The following is a 24,168-nucleotide window of genomic DNA, read 5'->3' on the forward strand; positions in this document are numbered from 1 at the left end:
ATATCATGAAGACCGATACGCACCCCGACTATCACATGATCAAGGTCCAGATGACCGACGGCACCGTGTTCGAAACCCGCTCCACCTGGGGCAAGGAAGGCGACACGATGCAGCTCGACATCGATCCGCTGGCACACCCGGCCTGGACCGGCGGCCGTGGCCAGATGCTGGACACCGGCGGTCAGGTCGCGCGCTTCAACAAGCGTTTCGGTGGCGGTCTCACGCTCCGCAAGTAATGGCCTGGCCCTGCGGGGCCGTGCCGTCGCAAAGGACCCGGCGCCTCCATGCGGAGGGGCCGGGTTTTTTGTATGCGCCGCGCGCGGCGGGCAAATCGTTTGCGATGTATTTACCACCTCGCTTTAGCATTGCCTGCATGTTCGCCGCCGAATTCGAGCCCATGAAAATCCCGGCCCGCCGTCGCTCGAAGCGGACGGAGGTGAAGGTGGAGGCCGATTGTGAGGGCGACGGCCTGGCCCGCGCGCTGTGCCGCGTCCTCGACATTTCGACCCACGGGGCCCGGCTGGAAACCTATACCGAGCTGCGCAGCGGAATGACGATCTGGCTGCGGCTGCCCAAGGTGGGGCAGGTGATCGCCCGGATCGTCTGGGCGGACGATTTCGCGGCGGGGTGCCAGTTCCAGACCCCGCTGGCGCAGGACGCCTACGAGGTGCTGGCGCCGCTCGCCTGATCGCGGGGTGGCCAGGGGCGACCGGCTGGGCTAGTCCATGAGTCTATTCGTTACAAATGGAACGATCTTGACCCTGCCAGCCCCTCCCGTGACCGCGCTGCCGCGTGGCGAAGACAGTGTCGCCGCGGTCAGCGTGACCGAGCTGTTCACGATCGGTATCGGCCCCTCCAGCTCGCACACGGTTGGGCCGATGCGCGCCGCCAAGGCCTTTGCGGTCGAGATGCTCGACACCGGGCTGATCCCGGTGCGGGTGCAGGCCGAACTCTTCGGATCGCTGTCGCTGACCGGGCGCGGGCACCATAGCGACCGTGCCGTCCTGCTGGGCCTGGCGGGGGAGACGCCCGAGACGATCGATCCCGATGCGGTCGAGGGACTGCTCGCGCGGATCGGTGAGACGCGGCGGATCACGCTCGACGGGCGGCATGCGATGGATTTCGATCCCGAGGCCGATCTGCTGTTCCGCCCCGGCTTCCTGCCCGCCCATCCCAACGGGATGGTCTTCACCGCCTTCCTTTCCGACGGCAGTTCGGTGGTGCGGCGCTTCTATTCGATCGGCGGCGGTGCGATCCGGATGGAGGGGCCCGAACTGGCGCGGACCAACCGGCGTCTCGCCTATCCCTTCGCCTCCGGGGCGGAACTGCTCGAGCGTACCGGGGATACCGGCCTGTCGATCGCGCAGATCGTCCGTGCCAACGAGGCGGCGTGGCGCGAGGATGCGGAGACGGACGCGTTTCTCGACCGGGTTCGCGATGCGATGGTGGGCGCGATCGATCGCGGCTGTACCGCGACGGGCATCCTGCCCGGCGGGCTGAAGGTCCAACGCCGTGCGCAGGCGATCAAGCAGAAGCTGCTCGACCGGGGGCCGCGCACCGATCCCAGCCTGGTGTTCGAATGGGTCAGCCTGTGGGCGCTGGCGGTCAATGAGGAGAATGCGGCGGGCGGACGGGTCGTGACCGCCCCGACCAACGGCGCGGCCGGGGTCATTCCGGCGGTGCTGCGCTATTATGAGGCCTTCGTCCATGGCGCGACCCGCGACGGGGTTCGCACCCTGTTGCTGACGGCGGCGGCGGTGGGGATGCTCTACAAGAAGCGGGCCTCCATCTCGGCGGCGGAGATGGGCTGCCAGGGCGAGGTCGGCGTCGCCTGCTCGATGGCGGCGGCGGGGCTGGCGGCGGCGCTGGGCGGCACTCCCGCGCAGGTCGAGAATGCCGCCGAGATCGGCATGGAGCATAATCTGGGGCTGACCTGCGACCCGATCGGCGGGCTGGTCCAGATTCCCTGTATCGAGCGCAACACGATGGGCGCGATCAAGGCGATCAATGCCGCCTATCTCGCGCTGCACGGCGACGGGCAGCACATCGTCAGCCTGGATCAGGTGATCGAGACGATGCGCCAGACCGGCGAGGACATGAAGTCGCAATATAAGGAAACCAGCTTGGGCGGACTGGCGGTCAACGTCGTCGAGTGCTGACCCGCCCGGTCAGCGCGCCGCCCAGCGGATCGCGTTGGTCAGGATGCGGCGATAGGCGGGATCGTCGTAGAGCTGCGGCTCATGCCCCAGCGCGGAATAGACGACCCGCCCCCTGCTACGCGGGTTGATCCACAGCACGGGATGGTCCGCGCCCATGCGCAACCGCTCGCCGGGGCGATAGCTGCCCTCGTCGACGCGGGCGAGCACGGTCATGCCGCGCGCCGCCGGATTGCCGTCGAAGCTGTACCACTCGTCGCGCGCTACCCAGGGCATCGTCACGCCGCGAAGCACGGGATGGTCCGGCCGGACCGCGACGACCCGCGCGGGCTGGATGTGATCCGCGCCGCCCGGATGGCCGATAAAGGTCGTGCCGATGATCGTATCGGCATACCAGGGCTCCTTGTGGCTGTCGTCGCCCGCCGCGTGCAACGCCACCACGCCGCCACCACGCCGCCACCGCGCGCGACGAAGCGCGCAAAGGCCGCCTGCTGCTCGGCGCTCAGGAAATCGCCGCTGGCGCTGTTGAGGACGACGACCGAGAAACGCGATAGCTGGTCGTCGTTGAAGATGGCGGCATTCTCGGTGGTGAAGCTGGCGTGGCCCAGTTCCTTGGCGATCCCGGCCAGCACGGCGTTGGAGTGCGGGATATGCTCGATATGCCGCCAGCCATTGGTTTTCGAGACGATCAGTACACCGCGCTGCAACCCTGCGGGCAGGGTGGGGGCGACGCTGTCGACGGTCCGGCCGGGCAGATGCGGGTCCGATGGCGCCTGCGCGGCCACGACAAGCGCCATCATCATCAGTGTTTTCAGCATCATCCGTCTCCCTTTTGGGAGAGGCTACCGAGATTGGTTGCGCGCGCAACCTCTTCCTCCCCTGTAAGGGGAGGGGGACCATGCGTAGCATGGTGGAGGGGTATCTCATCGGCCATGACACCCCTCCGTCAGCCCTTCGGGTTGCCGCCTCCCCTTACAGGGGAGGATTTACCATCAATCCGCTGCGATCGGGCCGTCATGCGGCTTGGGTCGCCGGGTGAACCAGGTCAGCGCCGCCAGCACGATGCACAGCCAGGCCGACACATAGAAGATGTCGGTCGAGGCCAGCAGATAGGCCTGGCCGACCATCTGCCGGGTGACGGCGGCGGCGGCCTGGGTATCGGTCAGGCCGAGATGGTTGAGCCCGGTCCGGGCCATCTGCCACACCGGGTTCTGGCCGATCGCCTCGGACAGATGCGCCTGGTGCAGCGCCTCGCGCCGGTCCCACATCGTCGTCGTCAGCGACGCGGCAAAGCTGCCCGCCGTGATGCGCGCGAAATTGGAAATGCCGGTCGCCGATGGAATGCGATGCTGGGGCACACCGTCCAGCGCGATGGTCAGCATCGCGAGGAAGAAGGTGCTCATCGCGATTCCCTGCACCATCAACGGAAGGACGAAGTCGCCGAAGCTGGCCGAGGTGTTGAGCCCCGAGCGCATCCAGTAGGACAGGCCGAAGGCGGCAAAGGCGATGGTCGCCATGATCCGCGCATCGACCTTGCCGGACAGTCGCGCGACGATGGGGGTGAGGACCACCGCCACCGCCCCGCTGGGCGCGGCGACCAGCCCCGCCCAGGTCGCGGTATAGCCGAGCTGCGTCTGGAGCCAGAGCGGCAGCAGCAGCGTGTTGGCGAAGAACACCGCATAGCCCAGGCAGAAGGCCAGCGTCCCGATGCTGAAATTGCGCCCCTTGAACAGCGACAGGTCGACCGCCGGATTGGCGTCGGTCATCTCCCAGATCAGCCAGGCGACGAAGCCGACGATCGCGATCACTGTCATCACCACGATCCGGGTCGAATGGAACCAGTCGTCATTCTTGCCCAGGTCGAGCATCATCTGGAGCGCCCCGACCCAGACGACCAGCATGATGAGCCCGACCTTGTCGATCGGCAGGTTGCGGGTCGGCGTTTCCCGGCTCGACAGGCCGCGCCAGCAGACACCGGCGCAGAACAGGCCGACCGGCACGTTGATCAGGAAGATCCAGCTCCAGTGATAATTGTCGGAGATGTAGCCGCCCAGGATCGGCCCCATGATCGGCGCGACCAGCGTCGTCATCGACCAGATGCCGAGCGCGGTCGAACGTTTCTGCGGCGGGAAGATCGAGATTAGCAGCGCTTGGCTGCCCGGGATCATCGGGCCCGACACCGCGCCCTGAAGCACGCGGAAACCGATCAGCGAGGACAGGTCCCATGCGATGCCGCACAGGAACGAGGCGATGGTGAACAGGAAGACCGAGACGCAGAAGGTCCGCACCACCCCGAACTTGCCCATCAGCCAGCCGGTCAGCGGCACCGCCACGCCGTTGGCGACGGCGAAGGCGGTGACGACCCAGGTCGAGTTGTCCGAACTGACGCCCAGATTGCCCGCGATGGTGGGCAGCGAGACGTTGGCGATGGTCGAATCGAGCACCTGCATGAAGGTGCCCAGCGCCAGCGCGAAGGCGATCAGCGCCAGCGAGGCGCCTTTCAGCGGGGCGGGGCCATCCCCCGCGCCCGCCTGGGGAGGGCCGCCCGCCATCAGCGATTGGCCGCGATGATCTGCGCGATCCGCGCCTCGATCGCGGGATCGTTGCCGTCGGTCGCGGGGGTGCGATAGGTCTGGCTTGCAGGGGCACCGATGCGCGGACCGCGCTGGTCGGCGGTATCGACCGTGACCGTCGCCGACAGGCCGACGCGCAGCGGGTTCTGGCGAAGCTCATTGGCGTCCAGCCCGATCCGCACCGGCACGCGCTGGACGATCTTGATCCAGTTGCCGCTGGCATTTTGCGGCGGCAGCAGAGCGAAGGCATTGCCGCTGCCCGCACCCAGGCCGATAACCTTGCCGTGATAGACGATCTTGCCGCCATAGATGTCGGCGACGATCGTCGCGGGCTGGCCGATCCGCAGGTCCTTCAACTGGGTCTCGCGGAAATTGGCGTCGACCCATAGCCGGTCGAGCGGCACCACCGCCATCAGCGGGGTTCCGGCGGCGACCTGCTGGCCGACCTGCACGGTGCGCTGCGCGACGACGCCGGTGATCGGGGCGACGACGTGCATATGGCTGCGCGCGATGGCGGCGCGGCGATAGGCGGCGATCGCGGCGAGGACCGACGGGTTGGTCGATACCTCGGTCCCCTGCACGGCGGTGCGCGCCTGCGCTGCCTGGGCGCGGGCCAGGTTCAGGTTGGCGGTCGCGACCTTCACCGCGTCGGCGGCGTGCGACAGCTCCTCGCCCGACACGGCCCCCTCGGCGGCGGCGCCCCGGCGGCGGGCATAATCGGCTTGCGCCTGGGTCAGCTCGGCCTGCGCCTGGACGATGGCCGCGCCGCTCTGGTTGACCTTGGTGAAGTCCGCCCGCGTCGCGCGGACCGCACGCGCCAGCTCGGCGGCGGCCGAGGCCACGCCGACATCGGCGGTGGCGGGGTCCAGGTCGATCAGTGGCGCGCCCTGCTTCACCGTCTGGGTGTTGTCGGCATGGATGGCCAGCACCGTGCCCGGATCGCGCGCGGTGATCGCCACCACATCGCCCGCGACATAGGCGTCGTCGGTCTCTTCCTCGGGCTTGGCGAGCAGGAAGTGGAACACGGCCCAGACGATCGCGGCGATCACCACGACGACCGCCAGGATGGTCAGGCCGGTCTTGCGCGCCCTGGGCTTGCCGGCGGGCGCGGGGGAGGGGGCGGCGGTGGCGGTGTCGCTCATCGGGGCGTGCTTTCGGTGGAAGGGGAGAAACCGCCGCCCAGGGCGACGGCCAGCGCGATCCGCGCCTGGACCGCGTCGGCGGCGAGATTGGCGTCGGCCTGATCGGCCTCCAGCTGGCGGATATCGGGGTCGATCAACCCCAGTTGCGATTGCAGCCCGCTCGATACGCGAATGGCGTTCAGGCGGCGCGTCTCGGCCAGTCCGCGCGTGACCTCGCTCTGGCGGGCGCGCTCGGTGGCGAGGGTCTGGCTGCGCGTCACCGCATCGGCGGCCTCGCGCACCGCGCCGACGACCCGGTCGTTATAATCGGCGGTCGCCAGGTCGAGCGCGGCGGTCGCGCCGGCCAGGCCCGCGCGAAGCCGTCCGCTGTCGAAGATCGGCAGGTGGATGGCGGGCCCGGCGCCGACGGTTCCGGCATCGGCGGTGAACAGATTGCCCAGCCCCACCGCCTGGAACCCCGCCAGCGCCATCAGATTGACATTGGGCAGGAACGCCTTGCGCGCGACCTCCTGCCCGCCCTTCGCCGCCTCGATCCGGGCGAGCGCGGCGGCGATGTCGGGACGACGGGACAGCAGGTCGGCGGGCACGATGCCCGGCATGGGGAGCGCGGTGTCGAGCGCGATCCGCGTCGGCGCGATCGTCGCGGGATAGTCCAGCCCGCGCCCGGCCAGCGCCGCCAGCGCGTTGCGTGCCAGCGCCGCCTGCGCCTCGGCCCTTGCCAGGGCGACCCGCGCCTGGGCGAGCAAAGTCTGCGCGCTGCTGGCGTCGAGCTGGCTGGCGAGGTGGTTGCGGATGCGCGCCTGCACCAGCCCCAGCGAGCGGGTGCGCGTATCGATGGTCCGGCGCGCGATCGCCGCCTGACGCTCGGCACGGGCGAGTTCGACATAGGTCTGCGCGACCGATCCCGCGAGCGCGAGCCGCGCCGCCGTCACGTCGAGCATCGCCGCGCGGGTGGAGGCGCGCGCCGCCTGGATCGCGGCGGCCTGTCGCCCGAACAGGTCGATCGTCCAGTTGAGACTGGCCTGTGCCTGCCCCAGCCACTGGGTCGTGCCCGCATAGGGTGGCGGGATGGTATAGCGGCCCGAGATGCGGCTATATTGCTCCTGCGCGTCGAGCGACACGGCGGGGCCGTCCTCCGCCCGGCGGCTGGCCAGCACCGACTCGGCCTGACGCAGCCGCGCCATCGCGATCTCCAGCGACGGATTGCCGGACAGCGCATCGCCGACGATCCGGTCGAGCTGCGGATCGCCCAGCCCATGCCACCACTCGGTCGCCACCAGCGGCGCCTGCGCGGTGCCCAGACCCAGCGTGTCGGTCGCGACCGGGGCAATGGCGGGATGCGCCTGCGGCACCGAACAGCCCGCCAGCAGAAGGGCGGTGAGGAATGCCGACCGCTTCATGCCTGTGTCTCCAGACGGTCGCGGAGCCGGAGGAGAAGCGCGACGAGCTGGTCGGCATCCTCCTGCGACCAGTCGGCCATCCAGTCGTTCCACAGGGTGACGACCTTCACCTTGCAGCGTTCCGCGACGATGCGCCCGGCCTCGGTCAGCGCGAGGCGGACGACCCGCCGATCGGATGTGCAGCGGCGGCGCGCCATCAGCCCGCGCTCCTCCAGCGTGTCGATGATCCGCGTCGTCGCGCCGGTATCGTGGCACAGGTGGCGCGACATTTCCGCCGCCGTCTCCCCGAAACCGCAGAGCAGCGTCATCAGCGCGCTCCACTGGACATGCGTGACTTCCTCATCCTGAAAGATCGGCTCCATCCCGATCCGGGCGAGCTGGAACACGCGCTTGGTCAGATAACCGACCGAGCGTTCGGGATCGAAATGGGCAGTATCTTGGTGAGCCATATGACTGCCATGGCAATAGCTGCCACGGCAGTCAATTGATGGATGCCATCATGACGTATTTGTCATGGCGGAGCGGGTGCGGTGGGGCGAGACGATCGTGTCTCGCCCCGTTCGGGTCAGCGGTTTTCGCGGGTCGCCGCGATCGCGGCATTGGCGGCGAGGATATAGGCCGAGGTGGTCGCGACCGTATATTCGTTCTCGAACCACAGGAATGGCCAGTCGGTCTTCAGCTCGGGGAAGTCCGGCTTCACGATCAGCACGCCGGGCACCAGCCCGCCGGGGATAAAGCCGTAATCGGCGCGGTTGTGGCCATAGCCGATCAGCTTGGACGCGGTGCCCACCGTCGAGACGAGCGACAGGTTGTTCGCCGGGTGCCGTCCCAGCACATAGTCGATCGCGTTCAGCGTGTATTCGGTCCCGACGATCTCCGGAAAGGCCTTGTGCATCAGGTACATGTTCGATCCGAACGCGACGACCTGATGCGATCCGGCCCAATTGGCCTCGCTGATCGGCACGCCGAAGGGGTTTTTGGCCAGATCGGCGTCGAGCTTCGCCTTGGCCTGCCGGACCAGCGGCACTAGGGCAGCCCGGTACTTGGCGTCCATGAAGGGCAGGGCGCGGATCGCCGAGGCCCCGACCCATTCGAAGCTCTTGGCCACTACCGGCATCAGCGCGCGGAGGCGATCGGCATAGACGCGGTCGCCCTTGCTGGTGATCAGCATTTCCACCGTCGCGCCGACATTGGCGCCGTCCGCCGACCAGGGCGACCCCGAATCGTCGCGTCCGTCGCCCGCCTTGACCGGGCCCTTTTGCTGGCGGGACCACAGCGTCTTGGCGGCATCCCACGCCTCGGCCGCCATGGTCGGGTCGCTGTCGGCCAACGCGCGCGAGGCGGCGGCCAGCGCGCCCGCCACCGCCAGATTGTTGGCGGGCAGATCGGTGGTGAAGGCCCAGCGATCGTCCTGCGCGCCCGACGACCCGCCGCGCCGCTCGGTTACGCCCAGCGAGGCGTCATAGGTCAGATTGTCGGTCTGGGACCCCGCATCGCCCAGATGGGCATATTGCCGCTGGACGGGATCGATGATGCCGACGATCGCATGGCCGAACACCTTGTACTGGGCGAGCAGTTGCAGCGCGCCGTGGCGGATCTGCTGGAGCGCGTCCTGCTGGCCGTCGGGCTTGCGGATCTCGACCGCGCGAGCGGCCTCGTCCACACTCGTCTCGTCCCAGTCCAGCCCGTAAAGCTCACGCCCCCAGGCCAGATCGCGGACCACGGCGGCGTTTTGCGGCGTCTGGATGTCGTAATCGCCCGCATCCTGGAAGCCGCCGACGTCCAGCCCCGGAATATGCTCGCCCGGCTTGAACGGCGAATCGAGGGTCGGACCCATTTTATAGCCGTCGAAATGGACGTGATTGGGCGGCGCCTGGCGCGCATCGTCCAGATGCGAGGGGGCGGACCAGACGCGATATTGTTCGCGAATGCCGACATGGTCCATCTGCTCGGCGATGAAGGTGTCGAGCGAGGTCTGCCAGATGCGGTCATAGGCGTCGGGCGCGATGCGGAAGGGGTTGGTGACCTGGCCGCCATAGGAAATGGCATAGACGCCCGGTTCGCGAACCTGCGAGAAGTCGAAGGCGGCGTAATTATAGCGCATCCAGCGCCCGCGCGGGGTGACGCGGCTGCGCAGCACCGATTGCCGGGTTCCGTCGGCGGCCAGGCGGACGAGTTCGGCCTCGGCGGGGGCGGAACCGTGCGGATCGGTCTCGATCAGCGCGACCTTGGATCGGCCCGGCGTATAGCCCGCCTGGTTGAACGAGACGACCGGCGCGCGGACCCAGTCCTTCACGACATTGGGGCGGACATGCCAGACGACGGCATTCTCCTTGGCCCCGGCCGCGATCAGCGAGCGGACGACGAACCAGCCATTCTGCGCCCGGTTGCGCGCGTCATAGAGTTCCAGCGCCCCGGCGTCCGAGGTGATGGTGACGCGGGTCAGCGGATCTTCGGGCGACAGGGTGATCGACTTGCCCCCGGCGGCCAGCGGCATCGGATCGCCCGACCCGTCCTTGCGCATCGGCCCCGTGGCGTGACGCGGGAACAGGCCCGGCGCGCTGTCCATCAGATAGGTCTTGCCGAAATAGCTGGTCGGCAGGAAATCGAGGTTGAACCCCGCCTTGCCCGCCAGTGCCGCGGGCAGGGGCTTGTCGAGGTCGACCGCGATGCGAAACCCGTCGCCCTCCGCCGTCACCTTCACCCGATAGCCCAGGTCGACGTCCTTATAGGTGGATCGGACCACCACCTGATTGGGCTCGGTCCCGCGCGTCCGGCTGATGAAGGCGGGGACCGGGTCCCATTGTTCGGGCGTGCGGTTCAGCCGCACCGCGCCATCGGTCGCGATCCGCTCGCCATGCAGGACGATCTGGAGCCCGGCATTCTTCTCGTCGAAGAAGATCGGGCTGAACTGGTTCTGGTCGACCATGACGGTCAGCCCCTGACGCTCGAGCGTCTCCGCCGGGGTGACGGCCAGCGACTGTGCCCGGACCGCCTGGGCCCCCGCGATCACGCTGGCCGAGGCCAACAAGGCGATCCCCATCCGTTTCAGCATATCCCCTCCTAGTAGCGCTATCATTTCTGAATGCGGAAGCGGCGCCCGGACGGAGAGCCCGTCCCGCGTTCCGCGTCCCGCATGCCGGGGCCTTTATGACCTCGCGGCGCGGGCAATCTGTGGCAGAATGCCGGATTAAACAACGGAAAAGTGGAGGGTTATCCTGCATCAGCCAAAGGGGCGGCACGGGCTATGCCCAGCCGACGCAAGCGGCCGGAGGGGAAGCGAATATAACGCTCACATAATCGGGCATGGGACGACCCACAGCCACGAAAAAAGGGCATGAACGGATCGCCGCTCATGCCCTTGTGTATCGAGGAGGGGGGCCGGACGCCGCGATGCGGCGTGCGGGAGAGGATCAGGGTTGCGACTTGTAGCGCGGCTGGGCGCGTCCGGCCTCGTCGGCGGCCTGGCGGATCAGCGCGATGTTGCGCTTGATCGAGGCGGCCAGCGCCGCGCGCACGGCTTCGTCGGCATCCGAACCGGCGGGCACGTCGCGCAACAGGGCCAGCCAGTCGCCCACCGCTTCGTCATGCTGGCCCTTCAGGTCCTTTTCCATCGCGAAATAGAAACGGGCGCGCGCGTCGCGGGGATCGAGCGCCAGCGCCTTGCGAAAGGCTTCGGCGGCGGGGGCGGGGAGGTCGGCGGAGTTGGACTTGGTCGTCTGCATCACCGCTTCGCCGAGCGCCGACCAAGCGGTCGACTGGTTGGGATCGATCGCCAGCGAGGCGCGATAGGCGGCGGCGGCCTCGTCGAAGCGGCGGGCGGCGAGCATCGCATCGCCCAGGCGCTTCTGGGCGGCGGCATCGCCGGGCGCCTTGGTCGCGGCGGCCTGTGCGGCAGCGGGGGCTATGGCGGGGGCCGGGCGGTCGACGAAGACGGGGGCGGGCTCGGCCTTGTCGACCGGGCGGCGCAGCAGCGCCATGGCGATGAACGCCAGAAGGGCCAGCACGAGCACGATGCCCGCAATGACGAAGAATTTGCCCCGTTTCATCTGATGGATCCTGTTGGAATGGGTCGGCCGCGCCCTTCTGGGTCAATCCCGTTGACAGACTGTAAACGAAACGGGGCGTGGCGATGTGGTGACAGCCTTCGCCGTCAGACGCGGGCGCTTTTCAACGTCTCCATCTCGCCCATCACCCGCGCCCGGCGGCCATAGACCAGCTCGAACAGCGGGCTGGCCATCATCGTCGTGACGATCGCCATCAGCACCAGCATAGAGAACAGCGCGGGGCCGATAATGCCCTTCTGCAACCCGATATTGATGATGATCAGCTCCATCAGCCCGCGCGAGTTCATGAGCGCGCCGATGCCCATCGCGGTCCGGTTGTCCTCGCCGCACACCCGCGCCGCGAGATAGCAGGCGCCGAACTTCGCCGCGATCGATGCGGCCAGGATGCCCAGCGCGATCAGCAGCAGCGGGATGGAATTGACCATGTCCATCCGGGTATTGAGCCCCGAATAGGTGAAGAACATCGGCAGCAGCAGGACGACGGCGAGCGGCTCGACCTTCTTCTTCAGCTCGGCGACGAACAGTCCGCGCGGCATGAAGACGCCCAGGATGAAGCCGCCGAATATGCCGTGGACCCCGATCGCATCCATGATGAAGGCCGAGATGCAGAAGGCCATCAGCGTGATCGCCAGCACGTTCATGCTCATCTCGCCCCGCGCCTCGACCGCGCGGCCGAGCGGGGCGAGGATGCGGCGGCCGAACAGGATCAGGAAACCGACATAGAGGATCGCGCCGCCGATCGCCAGGATCGCGACCCCGCTGCCCCCGCCGAACGTCGCCAGCACCACGGCCAGCACGCACCAGGACGTCGCGTCATCGAACGCTCCCGCCGCCAGCGACAAGGTGCCCAGCGGACTGTCCGCCAGCCCGCGTTCGTTGATGATCCGGGCCAGCATCGGAAAGGCGGTCAGTGCGATGCAGGCGCCCATGAACAGCGTGGCATTGGCCTGGCTGATACCCGGCGCGAACAGCCCCGGTACGGTCAGCAGCGCAGGCGTGATGACCGCCGCGATCAGGAACGGCGCGATGACGCCCGAGGCCGACACCGCCAACGCGCTGCGCGCCTTGGACTGGAAATGGTCGAGCCGCAGCGTCAGGCCGACCAGGAACATGTAGAGCGCCACCCCGAGCTGCGCCCCGGCATAGAGGATGTTGCGCGTCTCCTTGGGGAAGATCGCGCCCTGAAGCTCGGGAAAGGCCAGTCCCAGCAGCGAGGGGCCCAGCACCACGCCCGCGATCATTTCCCCCACGACCGGCGGTTGCGCCAGGAAGCGCTGCCCCAGCCATCCGACGATGCGGCAGGCGAACAGGATGACGGCGAGTTGCAGGAAGAAATGGATGCTGAAGTCGCCGGGGGCATAGCTGGCCGCCGCCGCTGCGGTGGCCGGGCCATGCGGCGACAATATGCCCTCCGCCGCCTGCCAGAAACTGTCGATCGCGTCGTTCATATCGCCTTGCCGAGCCCCCTCCTGCCATCCGATCCCCTTTGGGGAGCGGTATCATCATGACCTTAGCGGGGCAGACCATGCTCTGCATAGGTCCTGACGATATCAGGCGAAGGGGAAAGCCGACGGTCGATCACGCCATGGCGGGCAGCCGGTCGAGATGCTTTTCCAGCGTCAGCGGATAGTCGCGAATGCGCACGCCGGTCGCGTTATAGACCGCATTCGCCACCGCCGCGCCGACCCCGCACAGGCCCAGCTCGCCCACGCCCTTGGCCTTCATCGGATTGGCCTTGTCATCGGCTTCCTCCAGGAAGACGACCTCCTGATGCGGGATGTCGGCATGGACCGGCACTTCATAGCCGGCCAGGTCGTGGTTGACGAAGAAGCCGAAACGCTTGTCCACCGCCAGTTCCTCCATCAGCGCCGAGCCGACACCCATGGTCATCGCGCCGATCACCTGGCTGCGTGCCGATTTGGGATTGAGGATGCGGCCCGCCGCGCAGACCGCCAGCATCCGGCGCAGGCGGGTGACGCCGGTATAGGCGTCCACCCCGACCTCGACGAAATGCGCGCCGAAGGTCGACAGCTGATATGTCTTGTCGAGGTCGCCGAACTCGATCCGGTCCTCGGCGGACAGCGGACCGGCGGCGACGGCGTCGCGCAGCGCGACCGATCGGTTGCCGCCCGTGACCTTGCCCCCTGCAAAGCTGAGGTCGGCCGAGTTGAAGCCCAGCCGCTGCGCGATCGCCTCGCGCAGCTTCACGCACGCGGCATAGACCCCGGCCGTCGCATTGGCCGCGCCGAACTGCCCGCCCGAGCCGGCCGACACGGGATAGGCGGAATCGCCCAGCCGGACATCGACCCTGTCCATCGGCACGCCCATCATCTCGGCGGCGGTCTGGGCGATGATCGTATAGCTGCCAGTGCCGATATCGGTCATGTCGGTTTCGACGACGAGGCGGCCGTCCTTGCCCAGCGTGACCCGCGCCGCCGACTTCATGTTCATGTGATTGCGGAAGGCGGAGGCGACGCCCATGCCGACCAGCCAGCGCCCGTCGCGGACCTGGGCGGGCTTGGCGCTGCGCCGCGACCAGCCGAAACGCTGCGCCCCTTCCTCCAGGCAGCGCACCAGCTGGCGCTGCGAAAAGCGGCGCTCGGGCTTTTCGGGATCGACCTGGGTGTCGTTCTTCACGCGGAAGGCGACCGGGTCCAGCCCCAGCTTCTCGGCCATTTCGTCCATGGCGATTTCCAGCGCCATCATGCCGGGCGCCTCGCCGGGCGCGCGCATCGCATTGCCTTCCGGCAGGTTGAGCACCGCAAGCCGCATCGAGGTCAGGCGGTTGGGACCGGCATAGAGCAGCTTGGTCTGGTTGACCGCCGTTTCGGGGCCGCCGCCGGGCTGGTCCCCCGATCCGCTTTCATGCGCGATCGCCTGGATGCTGCCGTCCTTGCTCGCGCCGATCCGGATGCGCTGCGTGGTCGCGGGGCGGTGGGTGGCGTTGTTGGCCATCAGCGGCCGCTGCATCGCGACCTTGACCGGCCGCCCGACCGCCCTGGCGCCCAGCGCCGCCATCACCGCATCGGCGCGCAGGAACAGCTTCCCGCCAAACCCGCCGCCGACATAGGGAGAGATCAGCCGCACCTTCTCCTTGGGCAGACCCAGCGTCTTGGCAAGGTCGCCGTGCCCCCAGGCGATCATCTGGTTGGAGGTCCAGACGGTCAGCTGGTCGCCGTCCCAGGATGCGATCGACGCGAACGGCTCCATCATCGCATGGCTGTGATCGGGCGTCGTATAGGTCGCGTCGAGCTGGACCGGCGCAGCGGCGAAGGCGCTCTCGAAACTGCCGGTCCGGTCGGCCTTGCCGGGCTTGCCCTCTTCGCCGCCAGCCAGCGGCGCGGTCTTCAGCGCATCGTCCAGGTCATATTGGCCCTTGGCGCGTTCGTAATCGATGCGGACGAGGCCGGCGGCGGCGCGCGCCTGTTCGAAGGTCTCGGCGACGACGATGGCGATCGCCTGGTGATAATGGTCGATCTCGGGCCCGCCGAGCAGCTTGACGGTGTTGAAATTGCCCTTGTTCAGCTTGCCCGCATCGGCGGCGGTGGCGATGCCCAGCACGCCCGGCGCGGCGCGTGCATCGTCCAGGTTCATCGACCGGATGCGGCCCTTGGCGATGGCCGAACCGATGATCCAGCCATAGGCGGCATTCGGCGCCTCGGCATGATGCTCATAGGCGTAAGGGGCGGTCCCGGAGACCTTTTTCGGGCCGTCGATCCGGTCATGCGCCCGGCCGACCACGGCCATGCGGTCGATGGGGTTGGCGCCCGCAGGCTCGGTGAATTTCATGCGGTCCTCGCCTGGCTGATGACGGCCGCCAGCGTCCGTTCGACGAGCGGCACCTTATAGGCATTGTCCTGAGTGGGACGGGCGTCGGCGAGCAGGGTCGCCGTCACCACTTTGGCCCCTTGCGGCAGGGCGGCCTCCGCCGCCTCGACCCGCCAGGGCTTGTGCGCGACGCCGCCCACCGCGACCCGGCCGGTGCCATCCTTCTGGACGACGGCCGCGACCGAGACGAGCGCGAAGGCATAGGAGGCGCGGTCGCGCACCTTCTCATAGATATGCATGCCGCCGACCGGGCGGGGCAGGGCGACCGCGGTGATCAGCTCGCCCGGTTGCAGCGCCGTCTCGATATGCGGGGTGTTGCCAGGCAGGCGGTGGAAATCGGCGATGGGGATGGCGCGGGTGCGGCCGTCCGCATTCACCGTCTCGACCGTGGCGTCGAGCACCCGCATCGCGACGTTCATGTCGCTGGGGTTGGTGGCGATACAGTCGCTGCTCGCGCCGACCACCGCCAGCTGGCGCGAATAGCCGCCGATCGCACTGCACCCGGTACCGGGCTTGCGCTTGTTGCAGGCCATGTTGGTATCGTAGAAATAGGGGCAGCGGGTCCGCTGGAGCAGATTGCCCGCGGTCGTCGCCTTGTTGCGCAGCTGGCCGCTGGCCCCCGCGACGATCGCGCGCGACAGGACGCCATAGTCGCGCCGCACCCGATCGTCGGCGGCGAGCGCGGTGTTGGTCGCGAAGGCGCCGATGCGCAGTCCGCCTTCCTTCGTCTTCTCGATCCGGTCGAGCCCCAGATCCTGGACGTCGATCAAATGGGTCGGCGTCTCCACCTCGATCTTCATCAGGTCGAGCAGATTGGTGCCGCCCGCCAGGAACTTGGCGCCCGGCCGTGCCGCCGCACGCGCCGCCGCGACCGCGTCCTTCGCGCGCTCATAGGTAAAGGCCTTCATGCCCTGGCTCCCGCAACCTCGGTCATCGCCTCGGCGATGTTGGAATAGGCTCCGCAGCGGCAGATATTGCCGCTCATCCGCTCGCGCATCTCGGCGCCGGTCGCCTGCGGACGCGCGGTGATGTCGGCCTGCACATGGCTGGGCACGCCGCGCTTGATCTCGTCGAGCACCCCGACCGCCGAGCAGATCTGGCCGGGCGTGCAATAGCCGCATTGATAGCCGTCATGCTTGACGAAGGCCGCCTGCATCGGGTGCAGCCGATCGGGCGTGCCCAGCCCCTCGATGGTGGTGATCTCGTCGCCGTCATGCTGGAGCGCGAGCGAGAGGCAGCTGTTGATCCGCTGGCCGTTGACGATCACCGTACAGGCCCCGCACTGGCCATGGTCGCACCCTTTCTTGGTGCCGGTCAGGTGGAGGTGTTCGCGAAGCGTGTCGAGCAGCGTGGTGCGCGGATCGAGCGACAGCGCGCGGTCCTTGCCGTTGACCTTCAGGGTAACGGGCATGGTGGCGGGCTCTGGGGGCATGGTCGCCTTTCGGGGTTGCGCCTCGGCCGGGCTGTGCGCTGCCATCGCGGTTGCCGCGCCGCCGATCATGACGCCGCGTCGCGACACGGAAAATTCGCTTTTGTCCGCCACCGTCCTGCTCCTTGGATTCCGGTCATCCGTCATCCGCGCGAAAAGGTCTCAGGACGCAACCGGCCCGGTCGACAGGCCAGCGCGGCTGGCGGTCATTATGTCACACAACGCGCCTAAGCCATTTTGGTGGCATCCAAAAATATCATAGGATAGTTTGCCGCCAAAGGACCAGCATCATGGTGATCGAAGACGATAGCCGCTCGCGTCTCGCCGAGGCGCTGCTCCGCACCGCGCAGGAGGATCGCGCGGCCTTTCGGGAGGTGTATCGCCTGTCGTCGGCGCGGCTGTTCGGCATCTGTCTGCGCATTTGCGGCGAGCGCCAGGCGGCCGAGGATGTGTTGCAGGACGTCTATCTGACCGTCTGGAAACGCGCGGGCGGCTATGAGCCCGGACCCGCCAGCCCGTTGGCCTGGCTGGCGACGATCGCGCGCAACCGGGCGATCGACTGGCGGCGGGCGCATGGGCGGCACCGGGCCTCGCCGATCGAGGAACAGCCGGTGCTGGTCGACGACGCCCCCATCGCCAGCACGGTCGTCGAGGATGCGCAGGAATCGCATCGCCTGGGCCGCTGCCTCGACGAACTGGAAGGGCGGTCGCGGGACGCGATCCGCACCGCCTTTTTCGACGGCTGCACCTATGCCGAACTGGCCGATCGGTCGGCCGTGCCGCTCAGCACCATGAAGACGTGGATCCGCCGCGGCCTGATCCGCCTGAAGGACTGCATGGAGCGATGACACCGCCACCGACCATGACGGGCGACGAACCCGACGCGATGGCGGCCGAACTGGCGCTGGGGCTGCTGGAGGGGGAGGAGCGGGCGACGGCGCTTCGCCGGATGCTGGCCGATCCCGGTTTCGCGGCAGAGGCGGCGTGGTGGCGCGATCGTTTCGCGCTCTGGTTCGAGGACTGGCCCGAAGTCGCCGCTCCGGCGGACGGGCTCGCCCGACTGGAGGCTACGATCTTCGGCGCGCCGCCGCAGCAGCAGCGGTCGTCGGTCCGGCTGTGGCAGGGGCTGGCGGCGCTGTCGGGGCTGGTCGCGGCCTGTCTGTTGCTGTTCGTCGCCATGCGCGGGCCCGAGATGGCTTCGCCGTCCCCGCTGTTGACGACGATCGTCGCGAACAACGGGGCCGGGCCGATTGCCGCGCTCTATGACCCCGCGACCGGCCGCCTGTCGCTGGACGCCGCCAACCAGCACCGGGCGGGGCGGAGCGCGCAGCTCTGGATCATCGGGGCGGACGGCGTGCCGCATTCGCTGGGCCTGATGGCAGATCGGGGGGCGACCCGGCTGGCCCTGTCGCCCGCGCTTCGCGACCGGATGCGGGTCGGGGCGACCATCGCCATCTCGATCGAGCCCGTTGGCGGCGCGCCGGGGCCGCTGCCCACCGGGCCGGTGGTGGCGACCGGCGCATGGACGCCGGTGTGACGGCAGAAACAGCGCGACGGGTGGGGGCGGACATGCTAGTCGGTGGCATCGCCGGTTTGACGACCGCAAGCGCTGGCGGCTGAGAGACCTTGTGCTCCCGCTTGTCGCGTCGGAGCAACCTGGTGATCCTATTCCTCGACGGACCGGGCGGCGCATGATCGCGCGCTTCGTGACCCGCTGGCTTCGGCGGCGCTATTGGCGGCGGATGGGTTGCCGATGAGCCGGCGCCCTTCAAGCATCGAAGACCATGACCGCGCCTATCGCGCGCTGATGGACGGCATCCGCGTGGTGGAGGAACGGATCGCGCCGCTATGGAGCGCCGACCGCCGGGGGCTGTCGGATCGCCACTATATCGTCCGCCACCGCGTCACCGCCAACGGCTTTCGCGAACTCGACGTGTTGCTGGCGCACTGGATCGGGCTGGTCGCCCGCCGGCCGGTTCGCATGACCGAGATCGACGGCTGGCGCGAAGCCCCGCAGGACGCGCGGGGCGCCACGGAGATGGCCTATACGCCCGCCGAAATCCTGCGGATCGCGGGGGACTATCGGCTCGCCGCGCCGCCGCCGCGGATGGCGCATGGTTGCGGAATGGCGGCCTGATCCCCATATCGTCGGGGCTTTAGTCGCATATCGACGGTTCTCGGCGCTTTGCGGCCCCCTTTTCCTTCTTTCCCTGCTGCCCGGGCATCCGGGTCCGCCGATCCTCGGCAGACCGTGATCCGAAGGAAATATCATGAGCCAGAACGGCACCGTCAAATTCTTCAACATGGACAAGGGCTATGGTTTCATCGCGCCCGATAATGGCGGCACCGATGCCTTTGTCCATATCTCGGCGGTCGAGCGTGCGGGGATGATCACGCTCCAGCAGAACCAGCGTGTCGGTTACGAACTGGAGCAGGATCGTCGCGGCAAGATGGCGGCGGTCAACCTGCAACCGGTCGACTGACGCGTATCGATGGCGGGGCCCGATAGTCCGGTCCCGCCTGTTCCTGATGTTGGTGTCGGAAAGGATCCTGCCATGCGTGATTCCGAACTCTATCAGCAGCGTGCGGCCGATTGCCGCGACCAGGCGGCGGCCTCCGACCTGGCCAATGTGCGCGAACGCTGTCTGCGCGCGGAGGCGGCCTGGTCCGCGATGGCGCAACGCTCGCTCCGCACCGAGGCCGCGCGCGACGCGCGGGTCCAGACGGTGACCGCCATCTGCCCGTAACGGGTGCGTCCGCTGGTTGATCCCCACCATCAAGCCGTGCACAAGCGCGCAAACGCGATCGATCGCGGATGATGGGAAGGGAAAAGTCATGCGCCGTGAACTGGTTACAGCTCTGTTGGCGCTGGCGGCGGCGGCTCCGGCGGGTGCCCAGTCGACCGAAATTCCCCGCATCGCGACCCGCGACGGCCGCCACGCGCTGATCGTCGATGGACGGCCGTTCCTGATGCTGGGCGGGCAGGTCAACAATTCGAGCAACTATGCCGCCGCCCTGCCGCAGGTCTGGCCGGTGCTCGACCGCATCCATGCCAATACCGTCGAGATCCCCGTGGCCTGGCAACAGGTCGAGCCGGAGGAGGGGCGTTTCGACTTCTCCTTCGTCCAGACCCTGCTCGACCAGGCGCGCGCGCATGGCAAGCGCGTCGTGCTGCTGTGGTTCGGGACGTGGAAGAACACCTCGCCCGGCTATACCCCCGACTGGGTGAAGCTGGACAATCGCCGCTTTCCCCGGATGAAGATGCGCGACGGCAAGGATCATTACGTCCTGTCGCCGATGTTCCGTTCGACGCTGGAGGCGGACAAGCGCGCCTTCGTCCGGCTGATGACCTATCTGAAGGATCATGATCCGCAGAACACGGTCATCATGGTCCAGCCGGAAAACGAGGTCGGCAGCTATCGCAATCCACGCGACTATGGACCGGAGGCGCAGCGTCTGTTCGCTGGGCCGGTCCCCGCCATGCTGGTCCGCCAGTTGCGCAAGCGGCCGGGGACGTGGAGCGCCGTGTTCGGGACGCAGGCCGACCGCGCCTTCAATACCTGGTACACCGCGCGTTTCATCGATGAGATCGCGGCGGCGGGCAAGGCGGTGAAGCCGCTGCCCATGTACGTCAACGCCGCGTTGGCGGGCCCCTCCAACGTGCCCGACCCCGACGGGGTGGCGAGTGGCGGGCCGCAGCAGGACGTGCTCGACATCTGGAAGGTCGCGGCCCCCGCCATCGATGCCGAGGCCCCCGATATCTATGACCGCGCCAGCGGCAATGTCGCGCTGTATCTCAAGGCCTTTGCCCGGCCCGACAATCCGCTGCTGGTGCCCGAGATCGGCAATGCGCGCGAGTTCGGCCGCTATTTCTACGATGCGCTGGGGCGCGGGGCGATCGGCTTTGCGCCGTTCGGCATGGATGACACCGGCTTCTTCAACTATCCGCTGGGCGCGACGAAGCTCGACGCGGCGACGCTCGATGCCTTTGCCGGGCCTTATGGCGCGGTGGCGGGGGTGATGCGCGACTGGGCGCGGCTGGCGTTCGAGCATCCGACCTGGGGGGCGTCCAAGCCCGACGACGGCGCCGACGTGAAGACGGTGATGGGCGACTGGTCGATCCAGGGCAGCTTCGGCCAGTGGCAGTTCGGCGAGAAGAGCTGGAGCTGGCTCAAGTCGGAGCCCGCCCCCTGGGGGAAGGAGCCGGTCGGCGGCCTGGCGGTGATCCAGCTGTCGCGCGACGAATTCCTGATGACCGCCGACCATGTCCGCGTCCGCTTCGAACCCGCGACCCCCGATCCCAAAGCGATGGTGCTGCGGGTCGAGGAGGGGCATTTCGCCGAGGGCCGATGGGTCATGGACCGGCTGTGGAACGGCGACCAGACCGATTACGGCATCAACATCGTCGACCGTCCCGTCGTCCTGAAGGTCGTCATGGGGCGCTATCGCTGACCCTGGCCGCGCGCGCGGACGGTTCAGGCGGCGCGGCTTATAAATATGTACCGGCATGACAATTTCGTCAGGCAAGAAAAATTTGCCTGTGCCGATTGAGGCGTCATGGAAAGTCGCTACGCTCGGCCCCTTCTTGGGGTGGGGACGATAATGTTCGGACGTGCGTTACTGGTGACTATGCTGTTGTCGTCGGCAAGTGTTGTGCAGGCGAGCGACAAACCTCTTTACCAGCCGGTGCCGGACTGGGTGAAGCTGGCTCCCGCCCCCGATGCCAAGAATCTGACGGCGAACAGTCCCGCGACGCTGATCGCCGACGCGCAGGTGCGGCTGGGCGACGGGATGAGCTGGTCCTATTTCGAACAGGCCACGCGCGCCAATTCGGTCCAGGCGCTGTCGCAGGCGGGGACGATCAGCCTGTCCTGGCAACCCGCGCATGGCGATCTGATCATCCACGGCGTCGACATCATCCGCGACGGGGAGCGGATCGACGCGCTGAAAGGCAAGCAGTTCACCGTCCTGCGCCGCGAACAGGGGCTGGAGCGGATGTCGATGGACGGGATGCTCACCGCGACGCTGGCGGTCGAGGGGTTGCGGGAGGGCGACATACTCGACGTGCGCGCATCGCGTACCGTCAAGGACCCCAGCCTGATGGGCAACAGCATGGGCAATGCGCCGCTGCTGGCGCAACCGGTCAAGATCGGCTTTTCGCGCGCGCGCCTGCTCTGGCCGCAGAAATCGGCGGTCCAGTGGCGCGCCTATCTGACCGGGGCCGATCCCGTGGTCGGCGATGCCAATGGCTGGCATGAACTGGTCTTCGCCCAGCCTTTCCCGCGCCAGCCCGACATCGCCCCGCAGGCGCCGGGGCGTTATGCACGGCCCGGCTTTGTCGAGGCGTCGACCTTCGCCGACTGGCCGAGCGTCTCGAAGGTCGCGGTGACGCTCTACAAGACCGACGGACTGATCCCGGCGGGCAGCCCGCTCGCCGCCGAGGTTGCCCGGATCGCCGCCGCCGAAAAGGACCCCCGCCACCGTGTCGCCGCCGCCCTGGCGCTGGTGCAGGGCAAGGTCCGTTATCTGTTCAACGGCATGAACAACGGCAATTATGTCCCGCAGAAACCGACCGAAACCTGGTCGCTTCGCTATGGCGACTGCAAGGCCAAGACGCTGCTGCTGCTCGCCATGCTGCACGAGCTGGGGATCGAGGCGGAACCCGCGCTCGCCAATATGGAGGGGGGCGACATGGTGTCGCGGCGGCTGCCGTCGTTCGCGGCGTTCAACCATATCTTCGTCGTCGCGACGGTCGGCGGCGAGAATCTGTGGCTCGACGGGACCGGCGCGGGCACGCAATATGAGGATCTGGGCGACAGCCTGCCGTTCCGCTGGGTCCTGCCGTTGCGGGCCGAGGGCGCGCAGCTGGTCGAAATGCCCAGTCGCGCCCCCGCCCGGCCCGAAATGGAGGCGACGCTCAATATCGACCAGCGCGGCGGCCTGAACATCGCCGCCCCCGCCGACATCCGCATGACCTTTCGCGGCGGTGTCGCCGGGCAGATCAAGGCGCTGGCCAGCGGGCTCGACAAGCAGAAGCTGCGCGAATTGTTCGGCCATGTCGCCCCGCGCGTGGGGGAGGACCGCATCGTCCTGACCGACAGCAACGTCACGTTCGACGATGCGGCGGGCACGGCGACGGTGGCGCTGAGCGGGATCGCGAACTCGTCCTGGAATTACGCGCAGCGCCGCTATAGCGACCAGACCGAGAATTTTTCCAATCTCCGCCTGCCCGACCGCTCGCGCGAGGCGTGGAAGGATGTTCCCGTCGCGACGGGCAATCCCGGCCATGCGCTGCTCACCTATTCGGTCCGCCTGCCCGGCGATGGACAGGGCTTCGAGATCGAAGGGCCCGCGACGCTCGACGCGGCCCTGCCCGGCGGCCGGGTCAAGACGACCACGACCCTGGCGGGCCCGTTGCTGACGGTGCGGACCGAACGCCTGACCAGCGGCGCCGAGATCGCGCCCGCCGACTTCCCGGCCGAGCGGACGCGGCTGGCGGAATTGCGCAACAAGCGGATGATGGTGCGGACCCAGCCCGGCTATCCCGGCCCGTGGCGCGGGATCGAGGCGGCGCGTCGCGCGCACCTGTATGACACGGTGCTCCAGCGTTATGCCGCGCTGATCGCCGAGCGGCCCGACGATCCCGAACGCTATGCCGCCCGTGCACAGTTCCAGAGCCATATCCTCGACCGCCAGCAGGCGCTGGCCGACTGGAACAAGGCGATCGCGATCCAGGCGAGCGCGCCCTATCTCTTCGACCGCGCCAATGTGCATCTGGCGCTGGGCGATCGGGCGGCGGCCATCGCCGACCTGAAGGCGGCGCGCGATCTGGACCCCGGCAATATCGGTTATCTCCAGCGTCTGGGCCTGGTGATGGCGCGGGCGGGGCAGGGCGATGCCGCGCTCGCGATGATCGAGCCGCAGGTCGAGGAAGGCGGCGAGAACCTGACCGGCGTCCTGATGGCCAAGGCCGAGGTGCTGGCGGCGACGGGCAAGGGCGACGCCGCGCTGGCCGCGATCGACCAGGCGATGGAGCGCGAGCCCGACAATGGCCGCCTGCTCAACGAACGCTGCTGGACGGCGGGGACGCTGAACTTCGGGCTGGAAACCGCGCTCGCCAACTGCAACCGCGCGATCGAGATGGGCGGACAGATCAGCGCGATGGCCCTCGACAGCCGGGCGATGGTGTATTTCCGCCAGAACGACCAGGCGCGCGCGCTGACCGACCTGAACGCTGCGCTCGATCAGCGTCCCGAGAGCGCGGAGAGCCTGTTCATGCGCGGCGTCGTCCTGACCCGGCTGGGCAAGGCGAGCGAGGCGGCTGCCGATCTGCGCGACGCCCGGCTGCTCGATCCGCAGGTCGATGCTACCTATGCACGCTGGGGGATCAAGCCCTAGAACCTGAAGCGGCGGGTCGGGCCTGCGCTATCGACCCGCCCCGGAACGCCGACAGCGTTTCTTCCAAGCCGGACGGTCCGCCGTCCGGCTTTTTTCGTGCATTCACCAATAAATAAAGAAATTTTCGATTGACTGAATATCGTATAATGTAGTTGGCAGAAACGGGAGAATAGAC

General features: G+C 68.0%; 22 protein-coding genes. 10 read left to right on the forward strand and 12 right to left on the reverse strand.

The features are described 5' to 3' along the window. The first annotated feature begins 5 nt into the window (after positions 1 to 5). The 3 genes from rpmE (at position 6) to ABIC44_RS02590 (ending at position 2,159) form a co-directional block, all read left to right on the forward strand. A complete protein-coding gene (gene rpmE, locus ABIC44_RS02580) occupies positions 6 to 236 on the forward strand; it encodes a 50S ribosomal protein L31 (protein WP_007404343.1) in 231 nt (76 codons plus the stop codon). Positions 237 to 397: 161 nt separating this feature from the next. Further along, positions 398 to 688: a PilZ domain-containing protein gene (locus ABIC44_RS02585; protein ID WP_354293429.1), complete on the forward strand. Its 291-nt coding sequence runs from the start codon at positions 398 to 400 to the stop codon at positions 686 to 688. A gap of 67 nt (positions 689 to 755) precedes the next feature. Beyond that, positions 756 to 2,159: an L-serine ammonia-lyase gene (locus tag ABIC44_RS02590; RefSeq protein WP_354293431.1), complete on the forward strand. Its 1,404-nt coding sequence runs from the start codon at positions 756 to 758 to the stop codon at positions 2,157 to 2,159. 9 nt (positions 2,160 to 2,168) lie between these two features. Here ABIC44_RS02590 and ABIC44_RS02595 read toward each other — a convergent pair whose 3' ends face one another. The 12 genes from ABIC44_RS02595 to paoA form a co-directional block, all read right to left on the reverse strand. Then, positions 2,169 to 2,537, reverse strand: a complete 369-nt coding sequence (locus ABIC44_RS02595; protein ID WP_354293693.1) for a ThuA domain-containing protein — start codon at positions 2,535 to 2,537, stop codon at positions 2,169 to 2,171. After that, a complete protein-coding gene (locus ABIC44_RS02600) occupies positions 2,435 to 2,977 on the reverse strand; it encodes a ThuA domain-containing protein (protein WP_354293433.1) in 543 nt (180 codons plus the stop codon). Before ABIC44_RS02600 ends, ABIC44_RS02595 begins: the two co-directional genes overlap by 103 nt. A 171-nt stretch (positions 2,978 to 3,148) precedes the next feature. Continuing rightward, on the reverse strand, positions 3,149 to 4,708 hold the full coding sequence (locus tag ABIC44_RS02605) for a DHA2 family efflux MFS transporter permease subunit (protein WP_354293434.1): 1,560 nt from the start codon (positions 4,706 to 4,708) through the stop codon (positions 3,149 to 3,151). Beyond that, the gene (locus tag ABIC44_RS02610) at positions 4,708 to 5,871 is read right to left on the reverse strand and encodes an HlyD family secretion protein (protein WP_307098000.1); all 1,164 of its coding nucleotides are present in this window, start codon (positions 5,869 to 5,871) and stop codon (positions 4,708 to 4,710) included. The genes ABIC44_RS02605 and ABIC44_RS02610 overlap by 1 nt, the downstream gene beginning before the upstream one ends. Further along, positions 5,868 to 7,271: an efflux transporter outer membrane subunit gene (locus ABIC44_RS02615; protein WP_354293436.1), complete on the reverse strand. Its 1,404-nt coding sequence runs from the start codon at positions 7,269 to 7,271 to the stop codon at positions 5,868 to 5,870. The genes ABIC44_RS02610 and ABIC44_RS02615 overlap by 4 nt, the downstream gene beginning before the upstream one ends. Further along, positions 7,268 to 7,720: a MarR family winged helix-turn-helix transcriptional regulator gene (locus tag ABIC44_RS02620; RefSeq protein WP_354293438.1), complete on the reverse strand. Its 453-nt coding sequence runs from the start codon at positions 7,718 to 7,720 to the stop codon at positions 7,268 to 7,270. Before ABIC44_RS02620 ends, ABIC44_RS02615 begins: the two co-directional genes overlap by 4 nt. 116 nt (positions 7,721 to 7,836) lie before the next feature. Continuing rightward, positions 7,837 to 10,326 (reverse strand): glycoside hydrolase family 9 protein, encoded by a 2,490-nt coding sequence (locus ABIC44_RS02625; protein WP_354293440.1) that lies wholly within the window; start codon positions 10,324 to 10,326, stop codon positions 7,837 to 7,839. 358 nt (positions 10,327 to 10,684) lie between these two features. Next, positions 10,685 to 11,320, reverse strand: coding sequence for a tetratricopeptide repeat protein (locus ABIC44_RS02630; protein ID WP_354293442.1), 636 nt, complete (start codon positions 11,318 to 11,320; stop codon positions 10,685 to 10,687). Positions 11,321 to 11,424: 104 nt separating this feature from the next. Next, the gene (locus ABIC44_RS02635; protein ID WP_354293444.1) at positions 11,425 to 12,786 is read right to left on the reverse strand and encodes a cation:proton antiporter; all 1,362 of its coding nucleotides are present in this window, start codon (positions 12,784 to 12,786) and stop codon (positions 11,425 to 11,427) included. Between the two features lie 130 nt (positions 12,787 to 12,916). Next, positions 12,917 to 15,127 carry an aldehyde oxidoreductase molybdenum-binding subunit PaoC gene (gene paoC, locus ABIC44_RS02640; protein WP_354293446.1) on the reverse strand — a complete coding sequence of 737 codons (2,211 nt, stop codon included), beginning with the start codon at positions 15,125 to 15,127 and terminating at the stop codon, positions 12,917 to 12,919. Then, positions 15,124 to 16,074, reverse strand: coding sequence for an FAD binding domain-containing protein (locus tag ABIC44_RS02645; RefSeq protein ID WP_354293447.1), 951 nt, complete (start codon positions 16,072 to 16,074; stop codon positions 15,124 to 15,126). Before ABIC44_RS02645 ends, paoC begins: the two co-directional genes overlap by 4 nt. Then, the gene (gene paoA, locus ABIC44_RS02650) at positions 16,071 to 16,709 is read right to left on the reverse strand and encodes an aldehyde dehydrogenase iron-sulfur subunit PaoA (protein WP_309703435.1); all 639 of its coding nucleotides are present in this window, start codon (positions 16,707 to 16,709) and stop codon (positions 16,071 to 16,073) included. The genes ABIC44_RS02645 and paoA overlap by 4 nt, the downstream gene beginning before the upstream one ends. A 176-nt stretch (positions 16,710 to 16,885) precedes the next feature. Between paoA and ABIC44_RS02655 the strand changes: the two genes are divergently transcribed. From ABIC44_RS02655 to ABIC44_RS02685, 7 genes are all read left to right on the forward strand, one after another. Further along, positions 16,886 to 17,443: a sigma-70 family RNA polymerase sigma factor gene (locus ABIC44_RS02655; protein ID WP_354293449.1), complete on the forward strand. Its 558-nt coding sequence runs from the start codon at positions 16,886 to 16,888 to the stop codon at positions 17,441 to 17,443. Then, a complete protein-coding gene (locus ABIC44_RS02660; RefSeq protein ID WP_354293451.1) occupies positions 17,440 to 18,132 on the forward strand; it encodes an anti-sigma factor in 693 nt (230 codons plus the stop codon). The genes ABIC44_RS02655 and ABIC44_RS02660 overlap by 4 nt, the downstream gene beginning before the upstream one ends. 216 nt (positions 18,133 to 18,348) lie before the next feature. Further along, complete coding sequence (locus tag ABIC44_RS02665) at positions 18,349 to 18,732, forward strand: hypothetical protein (protein WP_354293453.1); 384 nt, start codon at positions 18,349 to 18,351, stop codon at positions 18,730 to 18,732. Between the two features lie 133 nt (positions 18,733 to 18,865). After that, complete coding sequence (locus tag ABIC44_RS02670; protein WP_307098012.1) at positions 18,866 to 19,078, forward strand: cold-shock protein; 213 nt, start codon at positions 18,866 to 18,868, stop codon at positions 19,076 to 19,078. A 72-nt stretch (positions 19,079 to 19,150) separates the two neighbouring features. Next, positions 19,151 to 19,342 carry a hypothetical protein gene (locus ABIC44_RS02675; RefSeq protein WP_307098013.1) on the forward strand — a complete coding sequence of 64 codons (192 nt, stop codon included), beginning with the start codon at positions 19,151 to 19,153 and terminating at the stop codon, positions 19,340 to 19,342. A gap of 88 nt (positions 19,343 to 19,430) precedes the next feature. After that, positions 19,431 to 21,047 carry a DUF5597 domain-containing protein gene (locus ABIC44_RS02680; RefSeq protein WP_354293455.1) on the forward strand — a complete coding sequence of 539 codons (1,617 nt, stop codon included), beginning with the start codon at positions 19,431 to 19,433 and terminating at the stop codon, positions 21,045 to 21,047. A gap of 177 nt (positions 21,048 to 21,224) precedes the next feature. Next, entirely contained in the window at positions 21,225 to 23,993 is a 2,769-nt protein-coding gene (locus ABIC44_RS02685; RefSeq protein WP_354293694.1) for a DUF3857 domain-containing protein, read from the forward strand. The last annotated feature ends 175 nt before the right edge of the window (positions 23,994 to 24,168 follow it).

It is taken from the genome of Sphingomonas sp. 1185 (genome assembly GCF_040544655.1).
GTDB lineage: Bacteria > Pseudomonadota > Alphaproteobacteria > Sphingomonadales > Sphingomonadaceae > Sphingomonas.